The following is a 20,023-nucleotide window of genomic DNA, read 5'->3' as shown; positions in this document are numbered from 1 at the left end:
GTGGTCAGGCCCCGCGGTCCACGACGTGCAGGGCCAGGTCCTCCAGCGCGTAGCGGTACGGTCCGGCCGGGAACGGGCGCAGCAGCTCGACGGCCTCCAGCGCCTGGGCGCGGGCATCGGTGTACGCGCGCGAGAAGCCGCGGCCGCCTCGGACCTCGGCGAGCGTCCTCTCCAGGGCCTCGGCGCCGGTGGGCTCACCGCGCATGATGCGACTGACCGCGTGCTCGGGACCCCACTCCTGCATGGCGTAGATCAGCGGCAGGGAGGCGCGGCGGCGCAGCAGGTCCATGCCGCGCGGCTTGCCGGAACCTGCCTCGTCCTGGGCGAGGTCGAACAGGTCGTCCATGACCTGCAGGGCGCGGCCGAGCCGACGACCGTAGAACCCGGCCCGGCGGGCGTCGCCGCTGTGCCCGTCGGCCAGCGTCACCCCGGTCTCGGCCGCGAGCCCGAACAAGGCGGCGGTCTTGCGGTCGGCGGTGCGCCAGTACGTCGTGGCCAGGAGTTCCGGGTCCTGGGCGAGGTCCGTGCGCAGCTCGTCGAGCTCTCCACAGCCGATCTGGAAGGCGGTATCGAGGACCAGCTCGATCAGGCCCATGTCGCTGTCCCGGTCGATGGCCCGCACGAAGCCGCGGATGGCCTGGACGAACTGCAGGTCGCCGACGAGTACAGCGGTCTCGGTGCCGCGTGCGGCGTTGACCGAGGGCAGGCCGCGGCGCAGGGCGGCGCCGTCCACGATGTCGTCGTGGATCAGCGTCGCCACGTGCAGCATCTCCAGCGAGACGGCGCCCTGGAGCACCTTGTCCGGGAGCGGTGTGGAGCCGTGCACCGTGCGGGCGGCCAGCAGCAGGACGGCCGGGCGCAGCCGTTTGCCGTGCCGGTACAGGGCTCGCTCGTCGTCGGTGAGGTACTCGTGCTGCGGGGCCAGCGCCTGTTCGAGGAACGACTCGAAGCGCGGCACGTCGTCAGCGAGCAGGTTCGTCCACACCCCGCCGAGGACGTCCTCGACGGGGGCGGTCGTGTCAAGGATGAGCACGGGTCAGGACCGTCCGTCCTGCGGGTGGGCGTAGCCGGTGATGCCGGTGAAGGCGGCGCGGCGGACGGTCTCGGCAACGGCGTCCTGCAACAGCGTGTGCACGAACCGCATGGCCGCGAGGCGTTCGCGGGCCACGTCGGCGGCCGTTCCCCGCCACTCCTCGTCGTCGATGTTCAGTGCGAGGTCGGGCAGTTCCACTGCCACGTCCGCCGGTGTGCCGTCCGGTGCGAGACGGGTGGTGATGCGGACGCCCTCCAGGCGTGCCGTGCACTCGCCCGTGTGCAGGGTGTCGGTCGCCTGCGGCCCCTGCATCGCCTCGTCGTGGTAAGCGGCGGCGCCGAACTCCTGGATGATGGTGTGTTCCTCGTCGGACAGAGTGATCCAGTCCTCCGGCTCCTCGGGCCGGGTCTCCTGGTCCGCCGCCGGGAGCGCTTGCACTTCCCCGTCGGCGAAAGCGGCGAGTCCGTTGTAGCGGGCCATTTCCTCTGGGGAGACCGCCGGCATTTCCCCGGAGTGCTGGTTGATGGTCGTGTAGACGTTGTCCTGCGTCATGAGAGTGGTCCGCCGGCCGTCGTTGCCGGTGTCCTGGACCGACTTGGAGAAGCCCTCGGCGGCCGTGGCCGCATCCCGGAGACGCTGGGCCTTGTCGGGATCCTTCTGCTGGATCCGGGCGGCCTCGGTGGTGAGCGCGGTCTGCACCGTGGTCCGCTGCTGCCACGCGTGCGCGTTGTACTGGACGTGCTCTTGTGGGTCCTCCCAGCCGTTGACCGGCTGCTCGTCCCCGCCGGACGGCCGGGCACCGGCGGCCTCGTCCGGATCGGTGGTGCCGTAGGTGTGTTCCGACATGCGCTGGGTGATGCCCTTTTCGCCCCACTTCTTGCGGAGGTTGGAGGACACGAGGAGCTGCCGTTGAAGATGTCGTAGTAGCTCTCGTTGTGCGTGCCGTAGTGGACGAGGGCTTGACGGCCGTTCTCGGTCTTCATCAGCTTGGTGCGGTGGGCATCGGCGCGGGCCGTCCACCGGCGGACGGTCTCATCGTCCGGGTGGTGGGGTGCGACGGCACGGGCCCCGGCCGGCAGGGTGGGCTGCCGCGCCTCTTCGGAAAGCGCCCGGAGGTTGCCGGCGGTGTCGATCTCCCGGATCTCGTCGGGGCGGGTGTCGAGGGCGTAGCGGCCGGTGAGGACGAGGGCCGGGATACGGTGGACGGTGCGGCGGGTGCCGCTGCGGGTCTCCTCGCCGAGTGCCTCCGGCTGCCCTTCGGCGCGTAACTGGAGCGCACCGAGGCGGAAGCTCAGCGAGCCAGTGGGGTAGTCGAGGGTGCCGGGCATCTCCACACTGCGGGCCAGGGGGTAGCCGGGGGTGTCGGCGAGGTGGAGCGTCTCGGCCTCGGGGCCGGGCCGGGCGTCGCCGGACTGCGGGGGCTGGGGCGTGTTCAACAGGTCTCCTGAAGTGGTCGGTCGTACATGGCAGGAGCGGTGCGGGGACGGTTCAGGAGACGACGAACGTGCCGCTGACCATGAGCATTCCGTCGTGGGAGCCCAGTTCGGGCGACGTCAGCTTCACGGACACGGTCTGGTCGTTGAGGGTGATGGAGGTGCCCAGCGGCTTGTCGAGCGGGATGTCGACGGTCTTCTTGCCTTCGAGCACGTCCTTGACGACCTTCGGCGCGGCGAGGGCCAGGAGGTTGGCGGGCCCGGCGACCAGCATGGCGGCATCGGACACGGGGTTGAGGGTGACGGAGTTCAGGACGATCGTCTCCAGCGTCGCGGAGAGGGCCGTGTCCGTCAGGCCTGTCGCCTTGAAGGTGACGTTGGGTTCCTGCGGGTCGAGGGTGACATCGAAGTCGATCAGCGCGTCCATGGTGCGGACCTCCTGGAGTGAGGGAACGACGAGGAAGAGGGGCTCAGGACTCCTGGGAGGCCTTGAACAGCGCGCACCCCTTGCCGGGGGCGACGGGGAACAGGTCCACGCCGACCGACCACGGGAGGTCGAAGTCGGCGGAGATGGTGGTCGGGTCGTTCTCGTCGACCTTCACGCTGTCGGCCTTGCGGAACTTCGCCTTCCACCAGACCGAGGCGACTCCGGTCACGGTCTTGTCGTCGTCGGCCAACTGCGTGTCGCGCCACTGGTCCAGTGCTCCCTGGATGAGGCGGGCCAGCAGGTCCCGGCCGACGAGGAGGAAGACCTGCTTGTCCGACGGCCAGTCGGTGGCCGTACCGGCAGCGGCAGCGGCGGCGGGTGTCCGGCCGGTTCCGGCGGTCGCCGTGAGGACCAGGTGCGTGCCGGTGACGTCCAGCAGGACGGGGGTGAGGGCCACCTGCTGGCCGAAGAGGTCCTGGACGGGGATCTTCACCCCGTTCACCAGGTTCTTCGCCTGGTCGAGAACGTTCGGCACGATGACCTTCTCGACCATGATCCTCGTGTACTTGTCCGGAATCTTGGACAGCCACACACCGAGTGGGACGACGGTGATGGCGCCTTGGTCGACCTTGGCCTGGACGGCGACCTTGACCTCGCTGACCCCCTGAGGGAGGGGATCGCCGGCGATGGTGCCGCCCACTTGCAACTGCGGTGCGTGGAGCTGCAGGACGCCCGAGTCGGGGAGGTCCGTGATGCCCTCCGCCTTGATCATCTCGGACCAGAGACCGGCGTCCGGCTTCTCCAGGACGAGCTCGGGCGGCTCCAGGAAGTCCCAGGAGAAGGTGTAAGCGATGTCGTCGATGGTCTCCGGGCCGTAGTTCCCCTGGAACACCGCGCGGTGCTGACTGTGCAGGGATTTGAGTCCCGAGTTGAGTGCGTCGGCGTGGATACCGAGTGCGAGGTCATATGGCGTTTCGGTCACGGCAGCCGATTTAAGGGGCTGTCCGGAGGGTGAAACAATCGGTTCCCGGCCATTGTCCGAGGCTGGTTTCCGCAGCAAATAAACAAGCCGTTCCGATATTGCCGCGTGCCTCAATTTCATCACGCAAATGGGCAGCGCAAAGCCGCCCAGGTGGCACTGTGGCGGAAATTTCCGAGATTCATCCGGTGCCGGGCCCGCCGGCGGGGAGGAAGCCGGGCCCGGCACTTGGACTCCGAAGACCCCTACCGCTGGGTGACCGTCACGTCTCCCTGGAGCGCGAGCGCGTCGCCGAAGCGTGCCAGGGTCAGCCCCGTCGGCGTGGCGTCGAGGTGGACGGGATCCACGTCGATGGGGATGGCCGGGAAGTCGCCCACCGGGAACTCGACGCCGCGCAGCGCGCTCCCCACGATGCCGCCGAACGTCGAGGACAGGGCGTCGACGACCCACGAGACGATCATGCTCACGATGTCGCCGCGGGTGGGTACGAGCTTCAAGTCGAAGGAGCTCACGTCGACGGCCGTGGCCTTGAGCGTCGTCCCCGACATGGCCAGGGTGAGCGTGACCGTCGGATCCGGCTCCAGGAAGAGGTCGAAGAACGCGTCCGTCGACCCGCCCCAGATCCAGTTGATGCCGGCGCTTCCGCTGCCGGAGACGGCGGTGTGGACGCGCACGGTCGGCACGTCGCCCCACACGACCTCGCACCGCACGTTGTGGATGGTGACATCGGCCTTGTAGTACGCGCTGCTGCCCAGGAAGTCCTTGCTGTCACCGGCGTGGAACGGCTTGCCCTCCAGGTAGGCGGTCGCCACCTGCGCAATGCGCTCGACCGCGTCCCGTCCGAGGAGGGCGAAGAACGGGCGCTGCGGCCAGCTGTCGGGGAACGGGGGCTGCGGCGTGCCGTGCTCTGCCAGGTTGAGGGCGGCCACCGCCTGCTGAGGCTGGATGACGGGGACCGGAGTCGACAGCGCCAGGCCCGGGATCTGCGGTGCGGGCAGGGTGATGCCCGACAGGACCTTCCGCGACTGGTCGAGGACGTTGGGGAGCACCACCTTGTCCAGGAAGACCTTGTCGACCTTGCTTGGCGCATCAGCGATGGCCTTGAGGGGGTTGAGGCTGAACATACCCGTGTCGGACGTCGTGGCCTGAACGTCGACGGTGACCGCGATGTCCTCCTCGACGGGGTTCCCGTCCCCCGAATCGACCTTGATGTGCACCTTGTTGAGCCGCACCTGGAAGGTGCTCCCGTCCAGCGAGTCGCGCAGGGCCGTGACGTGCTCGGCGAGCTCACCCTCGGCTATCCGGCCCGCGGCCGGCCCCTCGGTGAGGTGCGCGCGTAAGGCGGCCTCGGAAATCGAGGGGGGCGGGGTGAGGTCGAAGACCGGGGCCTCCTCGACGTCCCAGGAGACGGTGAACGTGGTGCCTTCTACGTCGAAGGGCTGCGAGCCGGTGAAGTACCGCGGATAGAGCTGTTTGTAGACCTCCTTGGACGTCGCGTTCACGACGTCGACATTCGCCCCCACCGCGAGGTCGTAATTCATGCATGCTCCTTTTGCAGTTCTTTACCAGCGGTCAGGTCAGCCCATGCCAAAGAGCCCGGACGCAGCCTCGACAAGGAGAATCCGGGTACGAAGACGTGACTTGAGCGACGGCACCGATAATGGTCGGATGCTTGCGGCCCGTTCAAGACCGCAGGAGAAATTCCGACACGCCTCCGATGCCCGTTACTTCGGGTTACGTCTGGTCGGTGCGTGTTGGCCTCCGCTTTCCACGCGGTCCACGGTCCTCGCCGGGCCGCATGTTTGGCGCGATCCGAAGCAGGTGGCCGGATGGGTCACCCAGCGCGCCCCGTCCTGTCCGTGCTCGCACGGAGAGCAGAACACCGGTAGTGGAGCCGGCCCCCTTCTGCGGGCCACGTCCGCTCGCGAGAGAGCGGCGCTCCATCACGGCCACTCCATGCGTCGCGGCGGCTCACCACCCAGTGCGGGCGGGCCGACGGTCCCCGGCGCCGCCGGAGTCCCCCTCTCCGTCCGGCTTTACGCCTGATGGGTGGCGGACGCGGCGGGGCCGGGTCCGTCACGAATCCGCAGAACGGCGGCCTCCGACGTCCAGGCGGGCGTCACCGGGCTGCGCGAGGAGAACCGCGAAGTACGCCGGCGCCAGGACCGCGACCATTCCGGTCGCGGCACCATGGACGCCTGGTCCGTACGGGCAAGAACCCACCCGGCGCAATTCCACCACCGGCAACGACGCCTTCGGCTGCTGAAGTACCGCTACTGGCGCGGAGCAAGCCGTGCGTTCGGCCGGAGCGAACTCCAGGAACCCAGGCCAACGCCCCTTGGATCTCGATCCGTTCGCTATCGGGGACGCGGTAGTCCAGCGGCACCTCAACCATCGAACGCGCCGTCCCGCAACGGCAACTCGACGGACAGCGCCCCCACCTCCACGCCGGGGACCGCGCGTCCCTCGCCGCCTGCTCCCCCCCCCGCTCCCGCGCGCAACACTGCGCCGGCTCCGGCTGCTGGTCTGCCCGGGCACCGTGTTGCGCTGGCACCGCGGCCTGTTGAAAATCCGTCACGCCCGTGCGAGCGCCGACCGACGCCCAGGCCGCCCGCGCACCCACGCCTCGATCCACCTCCTGGTGCTCCGCCTCGCCGCCGCGAACCCCGCCTGGGGATACCGCCCATCCACGGCGAACTCGCCCTCCTCGGCATCCAGGTCGCACCGTCCACCGTCTGGGAGATCCTCACGACCGAGGGCATCGACCCTGCCCCGCAGCGGACCACCGTCACCTGGGCCGACTTCCTGCGCTCCCGGGCGCTTCTTGAACGCCGAGGTGTCGTTCTCCCGGTAGACCTTGACGAAGGGGCCCAGCGCAGGCGGGCCCGTGTGTCTTCGGCGTCCACGGTGTCGGTGTCGGTTCCTGGTGCTCGGTGGCTCCCGATAGCGGGCACTCTCCGCCGAACTGAGAGGTTTGGTGGTGCCGGGGATCCGCTATACGACCCGGGGCCGCTCTCCTGGATACTGATCACCATGCGCACTGACTTTGATCCCGCTGTCATGTCCCGTAACGACTTCTACCAGCTGCTGACCGCGACGGTGGTGCCGCGGCCGATCGCCTGGGTGTCCACGATCTCGGCGGACGGGACGCACAACCTCGCACCGCACTCCTTCTTCTCGATCGCGAGTGTTGCGCCTCCCGTTGTGCAGTTCAGTTCTGTCGGGCGCAAGGACACCCTGCGCAATGTCGAGGCGACCGGGCAGTTCGTGGTGAATTTTGCGCCGGAGGGGCTCATGGCGCAGATCAATGACACGGGTGCCGATTTCCCGCATGGCGTGAGCGAATTCGAGGCAGCCGGCATCGATTCCGAGCCGAGTTTGCGGGTCAAGCCCCTGCGGGTGGCGGCGTCGCCGGTGGCGTTGGAGTGCGAGGTGCACACCACGATCGGGATCGGCGATTCCACCGTCGTCTTCGGGCGGGTGGTGCACGCGGTGGTGTCGCAGGACGTACTCGTCGACGGGCACCCCGAGGTCTCCCGGCTGAAGCCGTTGTCGCGGATGGGGAAGAACGAGTGGGCCGCGGTCGGCGATGTACGGGACCTCGCCCGTATCCAGTACGCGGACTGGCAGGGGCCGGCCGGCGACCGGTAGGGGAACGCGGGCGGGGAAGCGGGGCGGGTGGTCCCTCTGGTGGGCAGCGCCTCGGTCGGCGGCGGATCCGGGTAGGGCCGAGTGGGTCCCAGCAGGTTCCTCCCTAGTTCCCTAGTGCCCTGGTTCCCAAGTTTCCACGTGGGTCTCAGTAGGTGTCCCGGCGTTCTCGGTGGGTTCCCTTGCGGGCTACTTCCGGATTGCCCGGGTGTCCGAGACTCTGTCGGGGTTGGGCCTTGGGTGGGTTGGGGGCCCTGGCGGTCGGAGTGTCCGGCTTTGATGGCCGGACAGCCGAATGGATGCCTGCCTTCTGGCCGACCGACTGGAGCTGCTGTGACTGGTCTCGCTTCCGCGTCGAATGAGTCCGCGCCGCTCAGCCGCCGGATTGCGTTACGGGCGGTGGCCGCTACGGCGGCTGCCGGGCCGATGGTGGCGGCGTACGGGTCGGGGACCGCGTACGCCGCCGACGACGGCGAGCGGCCGCTGCGGGTGATGACCTTCAACCTGCGGTACGCCTCGGACAGCCGGCCGAACTCCTGGGCCGAGCGCCGGCCCGTGATGCGGTCCCTGCTGCGTCACGAGGCACCGCACCTGCTCGGTACCCAGGAGGGGCTGTACGGGCAGCTGCGCGACATCGCAGCGGACCTCGGGCCACGGTACGACTGGGTGGGGACGGGGCGGGCCGGCGGGAGCAAGGACGAGTTCGCGGCGATCTTCTACGATGTGCGGCGGCTGGCCCCGGTCGAGTACGACCACTTCTGGCTGTCCGACACGCCCTATCTGATCGCGTCGGCGACCTGGGGAAACACCGTCATCCGGATGGTGACCTGGGTGCGCTTCCGGGATCTGCGGACGGGCAGCGAGTTCTATGCGCTCAACACGCATCTCGATCATCTGAATCAGTATGCGCGCGAGCGGTCCGCCGCTCTGATCACACAGCGGCTGGGCGGGCTGGATGCTGCTCTGCCCCGGATCGTCACGGGTGACTTCAATGTCCCGGCGCACAAGAACCCCGTGTACGAGGCGATGCTCAATGGCGGGGCGCTTGTCGACAGCTGGGACACGGCGGACGAGCGCAGCACCCAGTACGCCACCTTTCACGGATACCGGCCGCTGGTGCGCGACGGGGACCGCATCGACTGGATCCTCACCTCGCCGGGAGTGCGTACGCGGCGGGCGACGATCAACACCTACTCCGCGCACGGTCAGTTTCCGAGCGATCACCTACCGGTTCAGGCGCTGGTGGAGTGGTGAGTGGAGGGGAGGGGCTGGCTTGCGGGTGGCGCCGCCGCTCAGGGGGAGTGCTGACGGGCGGCGGCGGAGGCGCCACGGATCTGCAGGCCGTCGAGGAGTTCCCGGGTCGCGGCCGCCACGGCGTCCACGGCGTCGTCGAACACCGCGCGGTTGTGTGCGGCGGGGGCACGGAATCCGGAGACCTTGCGGACGTACTGCAGGGCCGCGGCCCGGATGTCCTCGTCGGTGACCGTGGGAGTGGTGGGCGGACGGAGAGTCTTGATGCTGCGGCACATGACTCCAGTGTGCCCCTTGGCACTGACACCGCCGGTGGGAGCCGGGGGCTGACGCCGCCGGCGGCGCTGTCGCTGACTCCTCCGCCGGGAGCCGCCGGCCTCAGCCGTCGAGCCCGGTCACCCGCATGGTGATGTTGAGGCGGCCGCCGCTCAGCCCGGTTGCCGGGTCGCCGGTGCCGGGGCGGACCTTGGGCACGCCGTGGTACGCGAAGCGGGAGGGGCCGCCGAAGACGAAGAGATCGCCGGAAGCCAGCTCGATATCGGTGTACGGCTTGGTGCGGGATTCGGTGTTGCCGAACCGGAAGACGCAGGTGTCGCCGATGCTGAGGGAGACCACCGGCGCGCTGGAGCGCTCCTCCTTGTCCTGGTGCATACCGAGTTTCGCCTGGCCGTCGTAGAAGTTGATCAGCGCGGTGTCCGGGGTGTAGGCGTCACCGGCGGTGGCGTCCTGGTAGGCCTCGACCAGTGCACGGCGGCCCAGCTGGACCATCCAGTCCGGGAACTCGGCGACCCGGGCGCCGTTCACGTCGTCGGCGGTGCGGGTGTACGCGTACGGCTGCCAGTGCCAGCCGATGCACACCGTCTGGACGGACATCATGCCTCCGCGCGGGAGCTTGGTGTGCCGGATCGGGGCCGGGCCGCGCGCCCAGTCACGGCAGGCGGTGACCAGCTCGCGCTGCTGGGTCAGGGAGAGCCAGCCGGGGACGTGCACGGCACCGGGGGCGAGTTCCCGGCGGCTCCGGCCCGTATGGTCGGGGTGCGGACCGCTGTCCGTACGGGCGGCGTCGGGCTGCTCCGCCGCCGTGGTGAAGCCCTCGAAACCGGGAAGGGGCGTGCTCATCTGCTCCTGCCTCGTCGCGCCATGGTCGATTCGCGCCATCACCCATTCGCGCGACCGCTGATTCGCGCGCTGCCTTCCTCCAGCGTGCCACGGCTGACGGGGTCGGCCGGCGGTGCCGGGACCTGGTGGGTGACCCAGCCACGGTCGATGGTCCAGAGCGCTCCGTCGGCCGTGGCCCCGCGCATGCCCTGCAGCGTGGCCGGGCCGGCCAACGCGGGCAGGCGGGAGTCCCCGAGCGAGGCGAAGCCGTAGGTACGGGCCGGGTCCCAGTGGGTGCTGTGGCGGAGCCGACGACTCATTTGGGCCCAACCGAGCGGGGCGGCGGCCACCACCCAGGCGTCCGGCTCCCCGGTGGTGAAGCGCACGGCCGCCCGCAACCAGGACGCGGCGGTCTCCGACCAGTCAACCGTGGCGAGAACCGTTCGACCGCCCGTCGTACGCCACGCCTCGATGAACGCCGCGGCCGCGGATCGGGACGCCGCGTCCCGGCTGTGGCCGACGACCACCGTGCTGATCCTGGTACGCGGAGCGGTCAACAGACCCAGCAGCGCGCGCAGTTCGGCATCGCGGTGCGGGCCGGGGGAGGGGAGGTCGCCGTACGCGGCCGCCTCTGAGTGGGGGAGAAGGGGAGAGCGCGTCATGGTGTGTCCTTGTTCGGGCGGCCGGTTCTGGAGGCCGCCTGTCGCTGTGGCTGGTGCCGCTGCCGCTCTGTGAGTCTGCGGTTTCGACGGCGCCATGGCTGGCGGAAAGCGGACGTCACGATGGCCGGTCGCCTCCCCACACAGGCGGCCGGCCATCGCAGCCACTCCGCGATCTACTTCAGGTCGATCTGGAACACCTTGTCCGAGCCCGGCCCGCCGTCCCCGTTGTTGTCGGCGTTGGTGGTGGTCAGCCACAGGGACTTCGTGCCGGGGACGGACTCGACCGTACGCAGCCGCCCGTAGTCGTGGGTGTAGTACGCCTTGGGGGTGCCGGCGGTCGTCCCGTCGACGGGGATGCGCCACAGGCGTTCGCCCCGCAGCGCGGCCATGTAGATCGCCCCGTCGGCGTACGCGACCGCGCTGGGTGACGCCTCCGCGACCGGCCACTGACGCTTCGGATCGGTCATCCCGGGGAGGGAGCACTCGCCCTCGCACTTCGGCCAGCCATAGTTCTCACCCGGCTCGATGAGGTTCAGCTCGTCGTATTCGGTGTTTCCCAACTCGCCTTCCCACAGCCGTCCTTGGGCGTCCCAGGTGATGCCCTGCGGGTTGCGGTGGCCGTAGGAGTAGATCAGCGAGTCGAAGGGGTTGCCGGGGGCCGGCCTGCCGTCGGGGGTCATCCGGAGGATCTTGCCGTTGAGGGAGTTCTTGTCCTGGGCCAGGTCGGATGCCTGGGCATCGCCCGTGGTGGCGTAGAGATAGCCGTCGGGGCCGAATTTGATGCGCCCGCCATTGTGGTACCTGTTCTTCTCGATGCCGTCCACCAGCACCTCGTAGTCGCCCAGCGTGCTGCCGTCGAAGGTCAGGCGAGCGATGCGGTTGCCTTCGGAGGCGGTGTGCATCACGTACACGTAGTGGTCGGTCTTCCATGACGGCGATACGGCGATGCTCAGCAGTCCGCCCTCGCCGCCCGTGGTCACGGTGTCGGGGACCTCGCCGATCTCCGTCTTCGTGCCGTCCTGGGCGAGCGTGAAGACCTTGAACGAGTCACGCTCGCTGATCAGGGCGGAGCCGTCGGGCAACCAGCTCAGGCCCCAGGGGACGGACCAGCCCGCCGATACGGTCCGGGGGGTGCCGGGCTCGGAGGCGCGTACGGAGTTGCCGGCGGCGCCGCCCGTGCCGGCGGTCGAGACGAGGAGTCCGGCGGCCAGGGCGGTAGCGGCGACGGCGGTCAGTGTGGCGCGGCGCGCGACTCTGGTGCGAATGCGCATGGGGGTCCTCCGGTCAGGGAGATGCGAGGGGGCGTTCCCTAGGGCGAACGAACAAGCATCAGCGGCGCCGGGCTGATAGGAAAGTTTCCTGTTGGTTCGGGGGACTCCGGAAAGTACTGCGCCCGGGAGGCCGGGTCAAGGTAGGGGGACATGGGAGGTATTGCCGTTGCGGAGAGCGGAGTTGAGGTTCAAAGATCCTTGGAGGGCGGGAACTTTCCGCAGATTCGCGTAATGAGCAGCGGAGTTTCGGCTGCTGAGCCTCTTGGAGGGCTGCGTAACCGCCCCATAGGTCGGATCATTTTTGCGTCCCGCCCTTGACCGTGGCCCGGTGGCTGAGGATTCTGCAAGGCAACACAAGGAACGTAACGAGGCGACACGACGCCACGTGGTCAACGATCCGTCAACGGTCGGCGCCCCTGGAACCGTTGGTGAACGAAGCGCGCGTTCCCCGTGCCGTTCCCTCTAGCGTGGCGAGCAATGGCTACTGTCCTCGGCTGTGCCTCGGCGCCCGACACCCCGCACACTTCCACGCCCCGCGCCCCTACGAAAGGCTGGAATCGGCATGAAATCCCGCATCAATGAGGCCGTCTCGAATGACGTGACGGGGAATGACGTCAATATGAGTGAAACCACCGTGACTCCGGCCGCCCTCCGGCCCGCCGCTCCGCGCCGCGAGTCGGCCGGCGTCTGGCGGACGCCGGGCTATACGGTCATCGAGACCGCGCTCGAAGTCACCGCCTATTCCCTCACCACCCGCTGACCGCCCCGCCGTGCTGCTGCACGTGCTCGGCACCGCGGCGGGCGGCGGCGTGCCGCAGTGGAACTGTGCGTGCCCCGGGTGTTCCGGGGCGCGCGCTCACCCCGATCGGCGCCGCCGCCACGCCTCGCTCGCCGTACGAGCCGACGACGACCGCTGGTACCTGATCAACGCCACCCCCGACATCGCCGACCAGATGGAGGGCACCCCCGCCCTCCACCCGGGCCCCGCGGCACGCCGGACCCCCGTGGCGGGAATCGCGCTCACCGATGCCGAACTCGACCACACGCTCGGCGTCGCACGGCTCCGCGAGGCCGACCGGATCGAAGTGCTCGCCACCGGACCGGTCCGTGCCGCGTTACGCGACCGTGCGCACCTCGACGACGTGCTCACGCCCTATATCCGCCTCGAATGGCGGGAGTTGGGATCCGCGCCCGTACCGCTGAGCGAGAGCTCCGATGTCGAGATCAGCGCCATCCCGCTCTCCGCGAAGCGGCCCCGGTACGCCGTGCGTGACACGGGCTGCGACCAGAACCGCGCCGAGCACCGCGCCGACCACCGTGGCGAGCACCGCGACGACGATCCGTGGGTGGTCGCCATCCGGTTGCACGACCGCCGGACGCAGGGCACCGTGCTCTACGCCCCGGCCCTGGCCGCCTGGCCCAAGGCGTTCGAAACGGCGCTGGCCGGTGCCGATGTCGTCCTTCTCGACGGCACCTTCTGGGACGACGACGAACCCCGTCGCAGTGGGTTCTCCACACGTACCGCGCACGGTATGGGACATCTGCCCATCGACGGACCGAACGGCACCGCCGTCCGCCTGGCCCCGTTCGCCGCCCGCTGCCTCTACACCCACCTCAACAACACCAACCCGCTCGTCGACCCCGCCGCGCCACAGCACGAGCAGCTGGCGGAGCTGGGGCTCGCGGTGGCCGCGGAAGGCATGGAGATCGAGCTATGAGCACGCCGTTCGAGGAGCGACTGCGAGGCGTGGCCCGCGACAGCTACCACGACCGCCACCCCTTCAACCTGCGCATGCACCAGGGCGAGTTGACGCCCGAGGAGCTGCGCCGGTGGATCCGCAACCGATTCCACTACCAGCGCCACATCCCCCTCAAGGACGCCCTGATCCTGGCGAAGCTGCACACCCCGGAACTGCGCCGGATGTGGCTGCGCCGCATCCAGGACCACGACGGGCAGCAGGAAGGCGAGGGCGGTATCGAGCGCTGGCTGCGGCTCGGCGAGGCCGCCGGGCTCGACCGGTCGCTGCTGCTGGACGAGACCGGCGTCCTGCCGGGGGTCCGACTCGCCGTCGACGGCTACGTCAACTTCTGCCGGCTGCGCTCGCCGCTGGAAGCGGTCGCCGCCTCCCTCACCGAACTGTCCGCGCCGGACATCATGCGCACCCGCATCGACGCCTTCGAGAAGCACTACCGCTGGATCGATGCCGACGGTCTGGCCTACTTCCGTGGCCGGCAGAGCCAGGGGCGACGGGACAGCAAGGAGGCGCTGGCGCTGGTACTGGACTGGGCGCGTACGGAGACCGAGCAGGACCTGGCGGTCGCCGCGCTGACGTTCAAATGCCAGGTGCTGTGGGCGCTGCTGGACGCGGTCGAGCGAGGCGAGGGGCCATGACGCGCTGGTGCCCGGAGCTTGCTCCCGGCGTCCATCTGCGCCATGACCGGGTACGCGGCACGGATCTGCTGCTTCTCCCCGAACGCGTCGTGGTCCTGGAAGGGAGCGCGGGCGATGTGCTGCGCCTGTGCGACGGCCGGCACGACGTACCAGCGATCGTCGCGGAGCTGAGCCGCCGGTATCCGGACGCGCCGGTGTCGGCGGAAGTGCCGGAATTCCTCGGGCGGACACGAGACGAAGGGTGGCTGCGGTGACCAGTACGTCCGGGCCGGATCCGGAGCCGGTGCCCCCGTCCCGTACGACCCCGTCCCCGCCTCCGCCGCCACGCCCCTGGGCCCTGCTCGCCGAACTCACCCACGGCTGCCCGCTGCACTGCCCCTACTGCTCCAATCCCCTCGAACTCGTCCGGAAACAAGCCGAGTTGACGACCGTGCAGTGGGAGGACGTACTCCGGCAGGCCGCTGACATCGGAGTGGTCAGCGCACACCTCTCCGGCGGCGAACCGCTGCTGCGCTCCGACCTCGATGCGATCGTCGCGGCGGCCGACGGCGCCGGGATCCACACCCAGCTCATCACCAGTGGCGTCGGCCTCACCCGGGCCCGGCTCGGCCGGCTCGTCGAGGCCGGGCTGCGCAGTGTGCAGCTCTCCGTCCAGCATGCCGAACCGAGCGCCTCCGACCTGATCGCCGGACGCCGTTCCTTCGCCGCGAAGGAGCGGGCCGCCGCCCTGGTCCGGGACGCCGGACTGCCCCTCGGCCTCAATGTCGTACTGCACCGCCACAACCTCGATGCGCTGGACGCGCTGATCGATCTCGGCCCCGCATGGGGCGCGGACCGCATCGAACTCGCCAACACCCAGTTCTACGGCTGGGCGTTGCTCAACCGCGCCGAACTGCTGCCCTCCCGCGAGCAGCTCGATCGCGCACAGCGGACCGTACGGCTCCGACGGACGGAGCTCGCCGGCACGCTCGAACTGATCTGGGTCGTCCCCGACTACTTCGACGGCAAGGCCAAGCCCTGTATGGGCGGTTGGGGCGCTCTCTCGCTCACCGTCACGCCCGACGGCACGGTGCTGCCCTGCCCGGCTGCCGCCTCGATCCCCGGCCTCGGTGCCCCCAATGTCCGCGATCACCGCCTGGAGTGGATCTGGGACCGGTCACCGGCCTTCCGGCGCTACCGGGGCACGGAGTGGATGCGCGAGCCCTGCCGCAGCTGTGACCTGCGCGAGAAGGACTTCGGCGGCTGCCGCTGCCAGGCCTTCGCGCTCACCGGCGACGCCGCGGCCACCGATCCCGCCTGCCGGCTGTCCCCGCACCACGCCCTTGTCCGTGACCTGGTGGACGCCCGGCCCGAGCGGACCGCCACCGGAACGGGCCGGCCGCGCAGACCCGCCCACCGCGGCACGACCACCCAGAGGGGGACGGCGGGGGCCGAGCGCTCAGGCCCATGAAGGGTGAGGCAACGGCGCAACGGATACCGTCTCGCACGGCGGAACACCTTCTCGCCGCCTGTCGGCATCGCCGGCGCTCTCAGCGTCCGCTACCGCCGCATCGCCTCGCGAGGACCGGCTTCACCGGCGGCAGAACACGGCTACGTCGTAGCGTTCGATGACGGGTACCTGCTGCTCGACGGGCTCGGCCCGGGCCGCGGCGGCGAGGCGCTGCAACCCTTCGTGGAACTGCTCGGGCGTGAGCGAGGCGAACTTCGACTGCGGGCGGTGGATCAAGCGGGAGTGGTAGTCGCGCAGACTCGCGGTCACCGGCTGAGCAAAGGAGGCGACCTCCCGTACGGCGAAGCCGGCGGTCGCGAAGTCGGCCAGCAGTTCCGCCTCTCCCGGAAACCGCCGTTCGTCAGCGGACCGCAGTTGTGGCCAGTAGTCGTAGACCACCGCGTCCAGCCGTTCCCGGAACGTGGTCCGGATGATCACCACACCTCCGGGACGGAGGATGCGGGCCAGTTCACGAGCGGCCCTGGGGCGGTCGGGGAGGTGATGAATCACGCGGGAAAGGAAGGCCACATCGAATGCGTCCGAGGGGGCGGGCACGTTCTCGGCAGCCCCGGACATGTAGCGCACCGCGGGATGCGGGTGATGGCGGCGGGCTTCGGCCAGCATCGGTTCGGAGGCGTCCACGGCCAGCACGCTGGAGCCGCCGATCCAGCGTGCCATCGCAGCGGAGAACATGCCGGTACCGGCACCGATCTCGACGATGGCCGGTGACGGGCGGGGCACGTAGGAAGCGATCAGTTCAACCCAGGCCCGCAGCGAGGCTTCGGGCATCTCATTGCCGCGCTCATAGGCGCCGGCCAGGCGCTCGTCATCGTAGACGCGATTCATGCGCATCGATCCTGTCGCAGTGAGGTCACCTCGGCAAGATCGTGGCAGCGCCTGGCAGGGCGAGTGGTTTGGCGCCAAGTTCGCGGCGAGGTGAGGATGTTGGTCATGAGTCTGTCGATTAGTCCTGTCATCCCGGCCGGGAGTCTTTCCGCTTCCCTCCAGCCCTCGCTCCTGTCGTCCGACGGCGGGCTGCTGTTGCGGCCTTGGGCAGTAGACGACGCCTTGGTCCTGCAGGGCGCTTTCGAAGACGCCATGATCCGGCGCTGGTCCATGCACCGCCTGACTTCGAGGGCGGAAGCTCAGGAGTGGATCGCAGCCGCCTACAGTCGATGGCGGGAGGAACGGGCTGCCCAGTGGGCGGTCGTCCCTGCGGACGGCGGTGAAATCCTGGGCCGGGTGGCCCTGCGATGGATGGATCTCTTCCATGGACTCGCTGAGTGTGCGTACTGGGTTCTGCCCCACGCCCGCGGCCGGGGCGTGGCCCCGCGCGCTCTTACGACGTTGTCGAACTGGGCATTGAAGGAGGCAGGCTTCCACCGCCTGGAGCTTGCGCACTCCGACCGCAACGAGGCGTCGTGCAAGGTGGCGGCCAAGGCCGGCTTTGCGCTCGAAGGGACTCGGCGCAGTGCGCTCCGGCATGCGGACGGCTGGCATGACATGCATCTGCATGCCCGGATTCAGGGCGATGCCTGATCTCGACATGACCTCGACAGCGCGCACGGGGGCGACTTGACCCGTTGACCCACCGGACATGCAAGCGCGAAGGAAAGGGTCGAACTTGCCGTCGCGCACTGACGGCGGGGTGGGGGCGGAGGCCGGGGCGCGGCCGTCGACGTCCGCTAAGCCGCCTCCACGACCTCCGCGACCTCGTGGCGTACGGCCAGCGTCCAGATCTCCAGCAGCACCGCATACTCCGCCATGTCCTGTGCCGTCCACGCCAGACCGTGTCGGGCGCGTACGAAACGCCGAATCGATTCGTTCGCTTCGGCAGCAGGAACAGGCATGCCCGTATGGGCGGGAGGAGTTGGGGACATATGAGCAATGTTAGGGGCAGACACTGACAACGCCTCCCGGCGTGCACGGCACCAAGCCCACGGTCTTCGCCCTGGGCGATGCCCCAACGCCACGCCAACTCCCTGACCAGCAAGGACCATCGTCCCGATTCATCTCCTCACTGTCTGCATGTGTCCATTCCCACACGCTCCGCGTTCGGTGCCTCGGGGATTGGTCTCAGTGGAGGAACAGGCAGAAGGGGTGTCCCGCCGGATCGAGGAGCACACGGACATCGTCCTGCGGCTGGAACTCGGCTCGGGTCGCGCCCATGGCCACCGCGTACGCCTCGGCCTCGGCGAGGTCGTCGACCCGTATGTCGAGATGCAGCATCTTCTGTTGCTCGGCGACCCGTTCGGGCCACACCGGTGCCTGATATCCCGGCTCGGACTGGAAGGAGAGCCCCGGTCCGCCGTCCGGACAGCCGAGCAACACCCAGTCCGGTTCGCTGTACTTCACCCTCCAGCCCAGCAGCCGCCGGTAGAAGTCGGCGAGCGCGTGAGCATCCGGGCAGTCAAGGACCACTGTCGCCAGTGAAAAACGAGGCTTCATGGCCACTTGTTTCCTCCGGTGCGATCGCGGGGAGTGCGGAGTACTCCGATCGGGTGAGGTCTGTGCTCCTGACCTCCCTCCATTCTGGCCTTCCTGCGCGGCCCAAGAGCGGATGGCCGTCGGCATGGAGCCGCCGTTGTCAGTGGTGGCCCGTACGGTGGTTCCGTAACTATCCGAGCTGCTGGCGCTACTCGGACCCGCCCCGCTCCCGTGACAGCGCACGGGAGCGGGGCACTCCACGGCTTGGGCGTCTCGTTCAGTGCGTCCAGCGCTGGGAGGGATGGCCGGAGGTGGCTCCAGGCTGCCGGTGGGTCTTGCTTCCGCACGCTCCCTGGGCGAGATGCGTGTTCATGGCGTCGTCTATCGGGCCGTTCTGGGGAACGTTGTTTCCGTCCAGTTTCTGATAGCGCGACAAATTGAAGCCGAGGGACACCTGACGGCGACCGTCCGCGCTGGACAGAGACCAGGTCATGGCCCCGAGCACCAGGCCGTTGTGCCCCCAGAACTCGCCGCACGGCGTCTGTGTCCAGAGCAGGCCCAGACCGTAGCGCGCCCGACTGCCCTCGACCGGCACTGTGGTCTTCATCTGGCGCAGCTGGGCCGGGGCGAGCAGTTCGCCACCCAGCAGTGCGCGATAGAAGCGGTTCAGATCAGGCATCGTCGATATGAGCGCACCGGCCGTGCTGACCCAGGACGGGTGGTAGACGCTGAAGTCGCGCGGCGGGTTGTATCCGCCGTACGCGGCCTCGTACATCTTGGCGTGGGGTCCGGTGATGTACGGAGTCCGCGGGAAGTAAGTGTGCCGCAGCCCGGCCTTCCGTAGGACGTGCTGGGTGATGTACGACTCCGGTGCCTTGCCGGTGACCTTCTGCAGCAGGAGGCCCGCGATCACGTAATTGGTGTTGGAGTAGTGGTGGGCCTCGCCCGGCTTGCCCAACGGCTTTGCCTTGAGGCCGAGTCGGGCCAGCTCATCGGGGGCGAAGTTGCGGAAGCGGTTCTCTTCCATGCTGTTGGGCGTCGCGAAGATCGCTCCGCTGTACTCGCCGATGCCGCTGGTGTGGTTGAGGAGCATCCGGACGGTGATGGCTCGGCCGCGGTCCCCGGGGATGAGGTCGGGCAGATAGCGCCCTATGGGAGCGTCCAGCGCGATGTGCCCCTTGCCCACTTCTTGGAGGACGGCCACGGCCGTGAAGGTCTTGGTGACGCTGCCGATGCGGTGCTCCATCTGAGGCGTGGTGGGCCGCCCGGTGGCGACGTCGGCGACCCCCGACGCGCCCTGCCACTCCTCGGAGCCGTCCCGCGCCGCCGAGTAGGCGCCGTACATCCCCGCGTCGTGGAACGCCTTGAGCGTCGAGCCCAGGGCGGCGCGGTCGAGGCCGGCCCGCTCGGCGCGTACCGCGGTACCGGAATGTGCGTCGGCTGCGGTCGGTGCGGAGGGAGAGGGAGTGGCGGCGGTGGCCGGGGCGATGGTCGGAATCGTCAGCGTGAGGAGGGCGGCGGTAGCGGTTCCGGCCAGCCGTACACGGCTGCGAGGGGGGTGGGCAACAGGCATGGTTTCTCCGTCAGTTCACGGCTTGTGGCCGCTGTTCGATCTTCGCTTCCTCGATTCTTGCGGCGGGACGGCGGCCGGCCGTCAACCTTTGGAACGACCTTGATCCCAAGTCCAGATGACAAATGTCAGGTTTCTCGCCGTGAGGCTCTTGGGGCGCCTCTCGGGGCGGCCCGCTGAGATGTAGGGCTGGGGAAAGGGGCCGGGGCCTTTCAGGCACTCGGGACACATTGGACCGGCCGGGAAAGAGTCGTTCTGCGGCTTTCCTGAGGCGATGCGGGCGGGCGTGCGCGACGATGGAAGAGCGAGGTGCAGCGGCGCGTGCAGCGCCGACGGAGGGCGA

Annotated in this window: 22 protein-coding genes; 9 read left to right on the top strand and 13 right to left on the bottom strand. The window is 69.2% G+C overall.

The features are described from left to right. Nucleotides 1-4 precede the first annotated feature (4 nt). The gene (locus tag ACFWZH_RS16260; protein ID WP_384430446.1) at nucleotides 5-1,033 is read right to left on the bottom strand and encodes a polyprenyl synthetase family protein; all 1,029 of its coding nucleotides are present in this window, start codon (nucleotides 1,031-1,033) and stop codon (nucleotides 5-7) included. A 3-nt stretch (nucleotides 1,034-1,036) separates the two neighbouring features. Beyond that, entirely contained in the window at nucleotides 1,037-1,930 is an 894-nt protein-coding gene (locus tag ACFWZH_RS16255; protein ID WP_384430443.1) for a hypothetical protein, read from the bottom strand. Nucleotides 1,931-2,028: 98 nt separating this feature from the next. Between ACFWZH_RS16255 and ACFWZH_RS16250 the strand changes: the two genes are divergently transcribed. Beyond that, on the top strand, nucleotides 2,029-2,301 hold the full coding sequence (locus tag ACFWZH_RS16250; RefSeq protein WP_384430440.1) for a hypothetical protein: 273 nt from the start codon (nucleotides 2,029-2,031) through the stop codon (nucleotides 2,299-2,301). 220 nt (nucleotides 2,302-2,521) lie between these two features. Here ACFWZH_RS16250 and ACFWZH_RS16245 read toward each other — a convergent pair whose 3' ends face one another. From ACFWZH_RS16245 to ACFWZH_RS16235, 3 genes are all read right to left on the bottom strand, one after another. Next, complete coding sequence (locus tag ACFWZH_RS16245; protein ID WP_384430437.1) at nucleotides 2,522-2,893, bottom strand: hypothetical protein; 372 nt, start codon at nucleotides 2,891-2,893, stop codon at nucleotides 2,522-2,524. Between the two features lie 43 nt (nucleotides 2,894-2,936). After that, on the bottom strand, nucleotides 2,937-3,875 hold the full coding sequence (locus ACFWZH_RS16240; protein WP_384430434.1) for a hypothetical protein: 939 nt from the start codon (nucleotides 3,873-3,875) through the stop codon (nucleotides 2,937-2,939). A gap of 242 nt (nucleotides 3,876-4,117) precedes the next feature. Then, on the bottom strand, nucleotides 4,118-5,413 hold the full coding sequence (locus tag ACFWZH_RS16235) for a hypothetical protein (protein WP_384430432.1): 1,296 nt from the start codon (nucleotides 5,411-5,413) through the stop codon (nucleotides 4,118-4,120). A 1,492-nt stretch (nucleotides 5,414-6,905) separates the two neighbouring features. Here ACFWZH_RS16235 and ACFWZH_RS16230 point away from each other — a divergent pair. Together ACFWZH_RS16230 and ACFWZH_RS16225 are read left to right on the top strand one after the other, a co-directional pair. Next, the gene (locus tag ACFWZH_RS16230) at nucleotides 6,906-7,523 is read left to right on the top strand and encodes a flavin reductase family protein (RefSeq protein ID WP_384430429.1); all 618 of its coding nucleotides are present in this window, start codon (nucleotides 6,906-6,908) and stop codon (nucleotides 7,521-7,523) included. Between the two features lie 423 nt (nucleotides 7,524-7,946). After that, on the top strand, nucleotides 7,947-8,774 hold the full coding sequence (locus ACFWZH_RS16225) for an endonuclease/exonuclease/phosphatase family protein (RefSeq protein WP_384430774.1): 828 nt from the start codon (nucleotides 7,947-7,949) through the stop codon (nucleotides 8,772-8,774). A gap of 38 nt (nucleotides 8,775-8,812) precedes the next feature. Here ACFWZH_RS16225 and ACFWZH_RS16220 read toward each other — a convergent pair whose 3' ends face one another. The 4 genes from ACFWZH_RS16220 to ACFWZH_RS16205 all read right to left on the bottom strand — a co-directional run bounded on the left by ACFWZH_RS16220 (nucleotide 8,813) and on the right by ACFWZH_RS16205 (nucleotide 11,802). Further along, entirely contained in the window at nucleotides 8,813-9,049 is a 237-nt protein-coding gene (locus ACFWZH_RS16220; RefSeq protein ID WP_384430426.1) for a DUF2277 family protein, read from the bottom strand. Nucleotides 9,050-9,149: 100 nt separating this feature from the next. After that, on the bottom strand, nucleotides 9,150-9,890 hold the full coding sequence (locus ACFWZH_RS16215) for an alpha-ketoglutarate-dependent dioxygenase AlkB family protein (RefSeq protein WP_384430423.1): 741 nt from the start codon (nucleotides 9,888-9,890) through the stop codon (nucleotides 9,150-9,152). A 38-nt stretch (nucleotides 9,891-9,928) separates the two neighbouring features. Continuing rightward, complete coding sequence (locus ACFWZH_RS16210; protein ID WP_384430420.1) at nucleotides 9,929-10,531, bottom strand: hypothetical protein; 603 nt, start codon at nucleotides 10,529-10,531, stop codon at nucleotides 9,929-9,931. Nucleotides 10,532-10,704: 173 nt separating this feature from the next. Next, the gene (locus ACFWZH_RS16205; protein WP_384430417.1) at nucleotides 10,705-11,802 is read right to left on the bottom strand and encodes a PQQ-dependent sugar dehydrogenase; all 1,098 of its coding nucleotides are present in this window, start codon (nucleotides 11,800-11,802) and stop codon (nucleotides 10,705-10,707) included. Nucleotides 11,803-12,364: 562 nt separating this feature from the next. On the opposite strand from ACFWZH_RS16205, the gene ACFWZH_RS16200 reads away from it, so the two are divergent. The 5 genes from ACFWZH_RS16200 to pqqE are packed head-to-tail and all read left to right on the top strand — an operon-like array spanning nucleotide 12,365 to nucleotide 15,644. Beyond that, a complete protein-coding gene (locus ACFWZH_RS16200) occupies nucleotides 12,365-12,562 on the top strand; it encodes a pyrroloquinoline quinone precursor peptide PqqA (RefSeq protein WP_384430414.1) in 198 nt (65 codons plus the stop codon). A gap of 10 nt (nucleotides 12,563-12,572) precedes the next feature. Continuing rightward, the gene (gene pqqB / locus ACFWZH_RS16195; protein ID WP_384430411.1) at nucleotides 12,573-13,520 is read left to right on the top strand and encodes a pyrroloquinoline quinone biosynthesis protein PqqB; all 948 of its coding nucleotides are present in this window, start codon (nucleotides 12,573-12,575) and stop codon (nucleotides 13,518-13,520) included. Then, nucleotides 13,517-14,194, top strand: coding sequence for a pyrroloquinoline-quinone synthase PqqC (pqqC, locus tag ACFWZH_RS16190; protein WP_384430408.1), 678 nt, complete (start codon nucleotides 13,517-13,519; stop codon nucleotides 14,192-14,194). Before pqqB ends, pqqC begins: the two co-directional genes overlap by 4 nt. After that, complete coding sequence (pqqD, locus tag ACFWZH_RS16185) at nucleotides 14,191-14,448, top strand: pyrroloquinoline quinone biosynthesis peptide chaperone PqqD (protein ID WP_384430405.1); 258 nt, start codon at nucleotides 14,191-14,193, stop codon at nucleotides 14,446-14,448. Before pqqC ends, pqqD begins: the two co-directional genes overlap by 4 nt. Before the next feature lie 29 nt (nucleotides 14,449-14,477). After that, a complete protein-coding gene (pqqE, locus tag ACFWZH_RS16180; protein ID WP_384430771.1) occupies nucleotides 14,478-15,644 on the top strand; it encodes a pyrroloquinoline quinone biosynthesis protein PqqE in 1,167 nt (388 codons plus the stop codon). Between the two features lie 120 nt (nucleotides 15,645-15,764). On the opposite strand, the gene ACFWZH_RS16175 is transcribed toward pqqE, so the two are convergent. Then, nucleotides 15,765-16,529, bottom strand: a complete 765-nt coding sequence (locus ACFWZH_RS16175; protein ID WP_384430403.1) for a class I SAM-dependent methyltransferase — start codon at nucleotides 16,527-16,529, stop codon at nucleotides 15,765-15,767. A gap of 105 nt (nucleotides 16,530-16,634) precedes the next feature. Here ACFWZH_RS16175 and ACFWZH_RS16170 point away from each other — a divergent pair, with 105 nt between their 5' ends. Continuing rightward, nucleotides 16,635-17,222 (top strand): GNAT family N-acetyltransferase, encoded by a 588-nt coding sequence (locus ACFWZH_RS16170; protein WP_384430400.1) that lies wholly within the window; start codon nucleotides 16,635-16,637, stop codon nucleotides 17,220-17,222. A 146-nt stretch (nucleotides 17,223-17,368) separates the two neighbouring features. On the opposite strand, the gene ACFWZH_RS16165 is transcribed toward ACFWZH_RS16170, so the two are convergent. The 3 genes from ACFWZH_RS16165 to ACFWZH_RS16155 form a co-directional block, all read right to left on the bottom strand. Continuing rightward, on the bottom strand, nucleotides 17,369-17,533 hold the full coding sequence (locus ACFWZH_RS16165) for a hypothetical protein (RefSeq protein WP_384430397.1): 165 nt from the start codon (nucleotides 17,531-17,533) through the stop codon (nucleotides 17,369-17,371). A 226-nt stretch (nucleotides 17,534-17,759) separates the two neighbouring features. Next, nucleotides 17,760-18,131, bottom strand: a complete 372-nt coding sequence (locus ACFWZH_RS16160; protein ID WP_384430394.1) for a VOC family protein — start codon at nucleotides 18,129-18,131, stop codon at nucleotides 17,760-17,762. 256 nt (nucleotides 18,132-18,387) lie between these two features. Then, entirely contained in the window at nucleotides 18,388-19,683 is a 1,296-nt protein-coding gene (locus tag ACFWZH_RS16155; RefSeq protein ID WP_384430391.1) for a serine hydrolase domain-containing protein, read from the bottom strand. Between the last annotated feature and the right edge of the window lie 340 nt (nucleotides 19,684-20,023).

The sequence above is a fragment of the Streptomyces sp. NPDC059008 genome, assembly GCF_042749045.1.
Lineage (GTDB): Bacteria > Actinomycetota > Actinomycetes > Streptomycetales > Streptomycetaceae > Streptomyces.
This window is presented reverse-complemented; position numbering and strand designations above follow the sequence as displayed.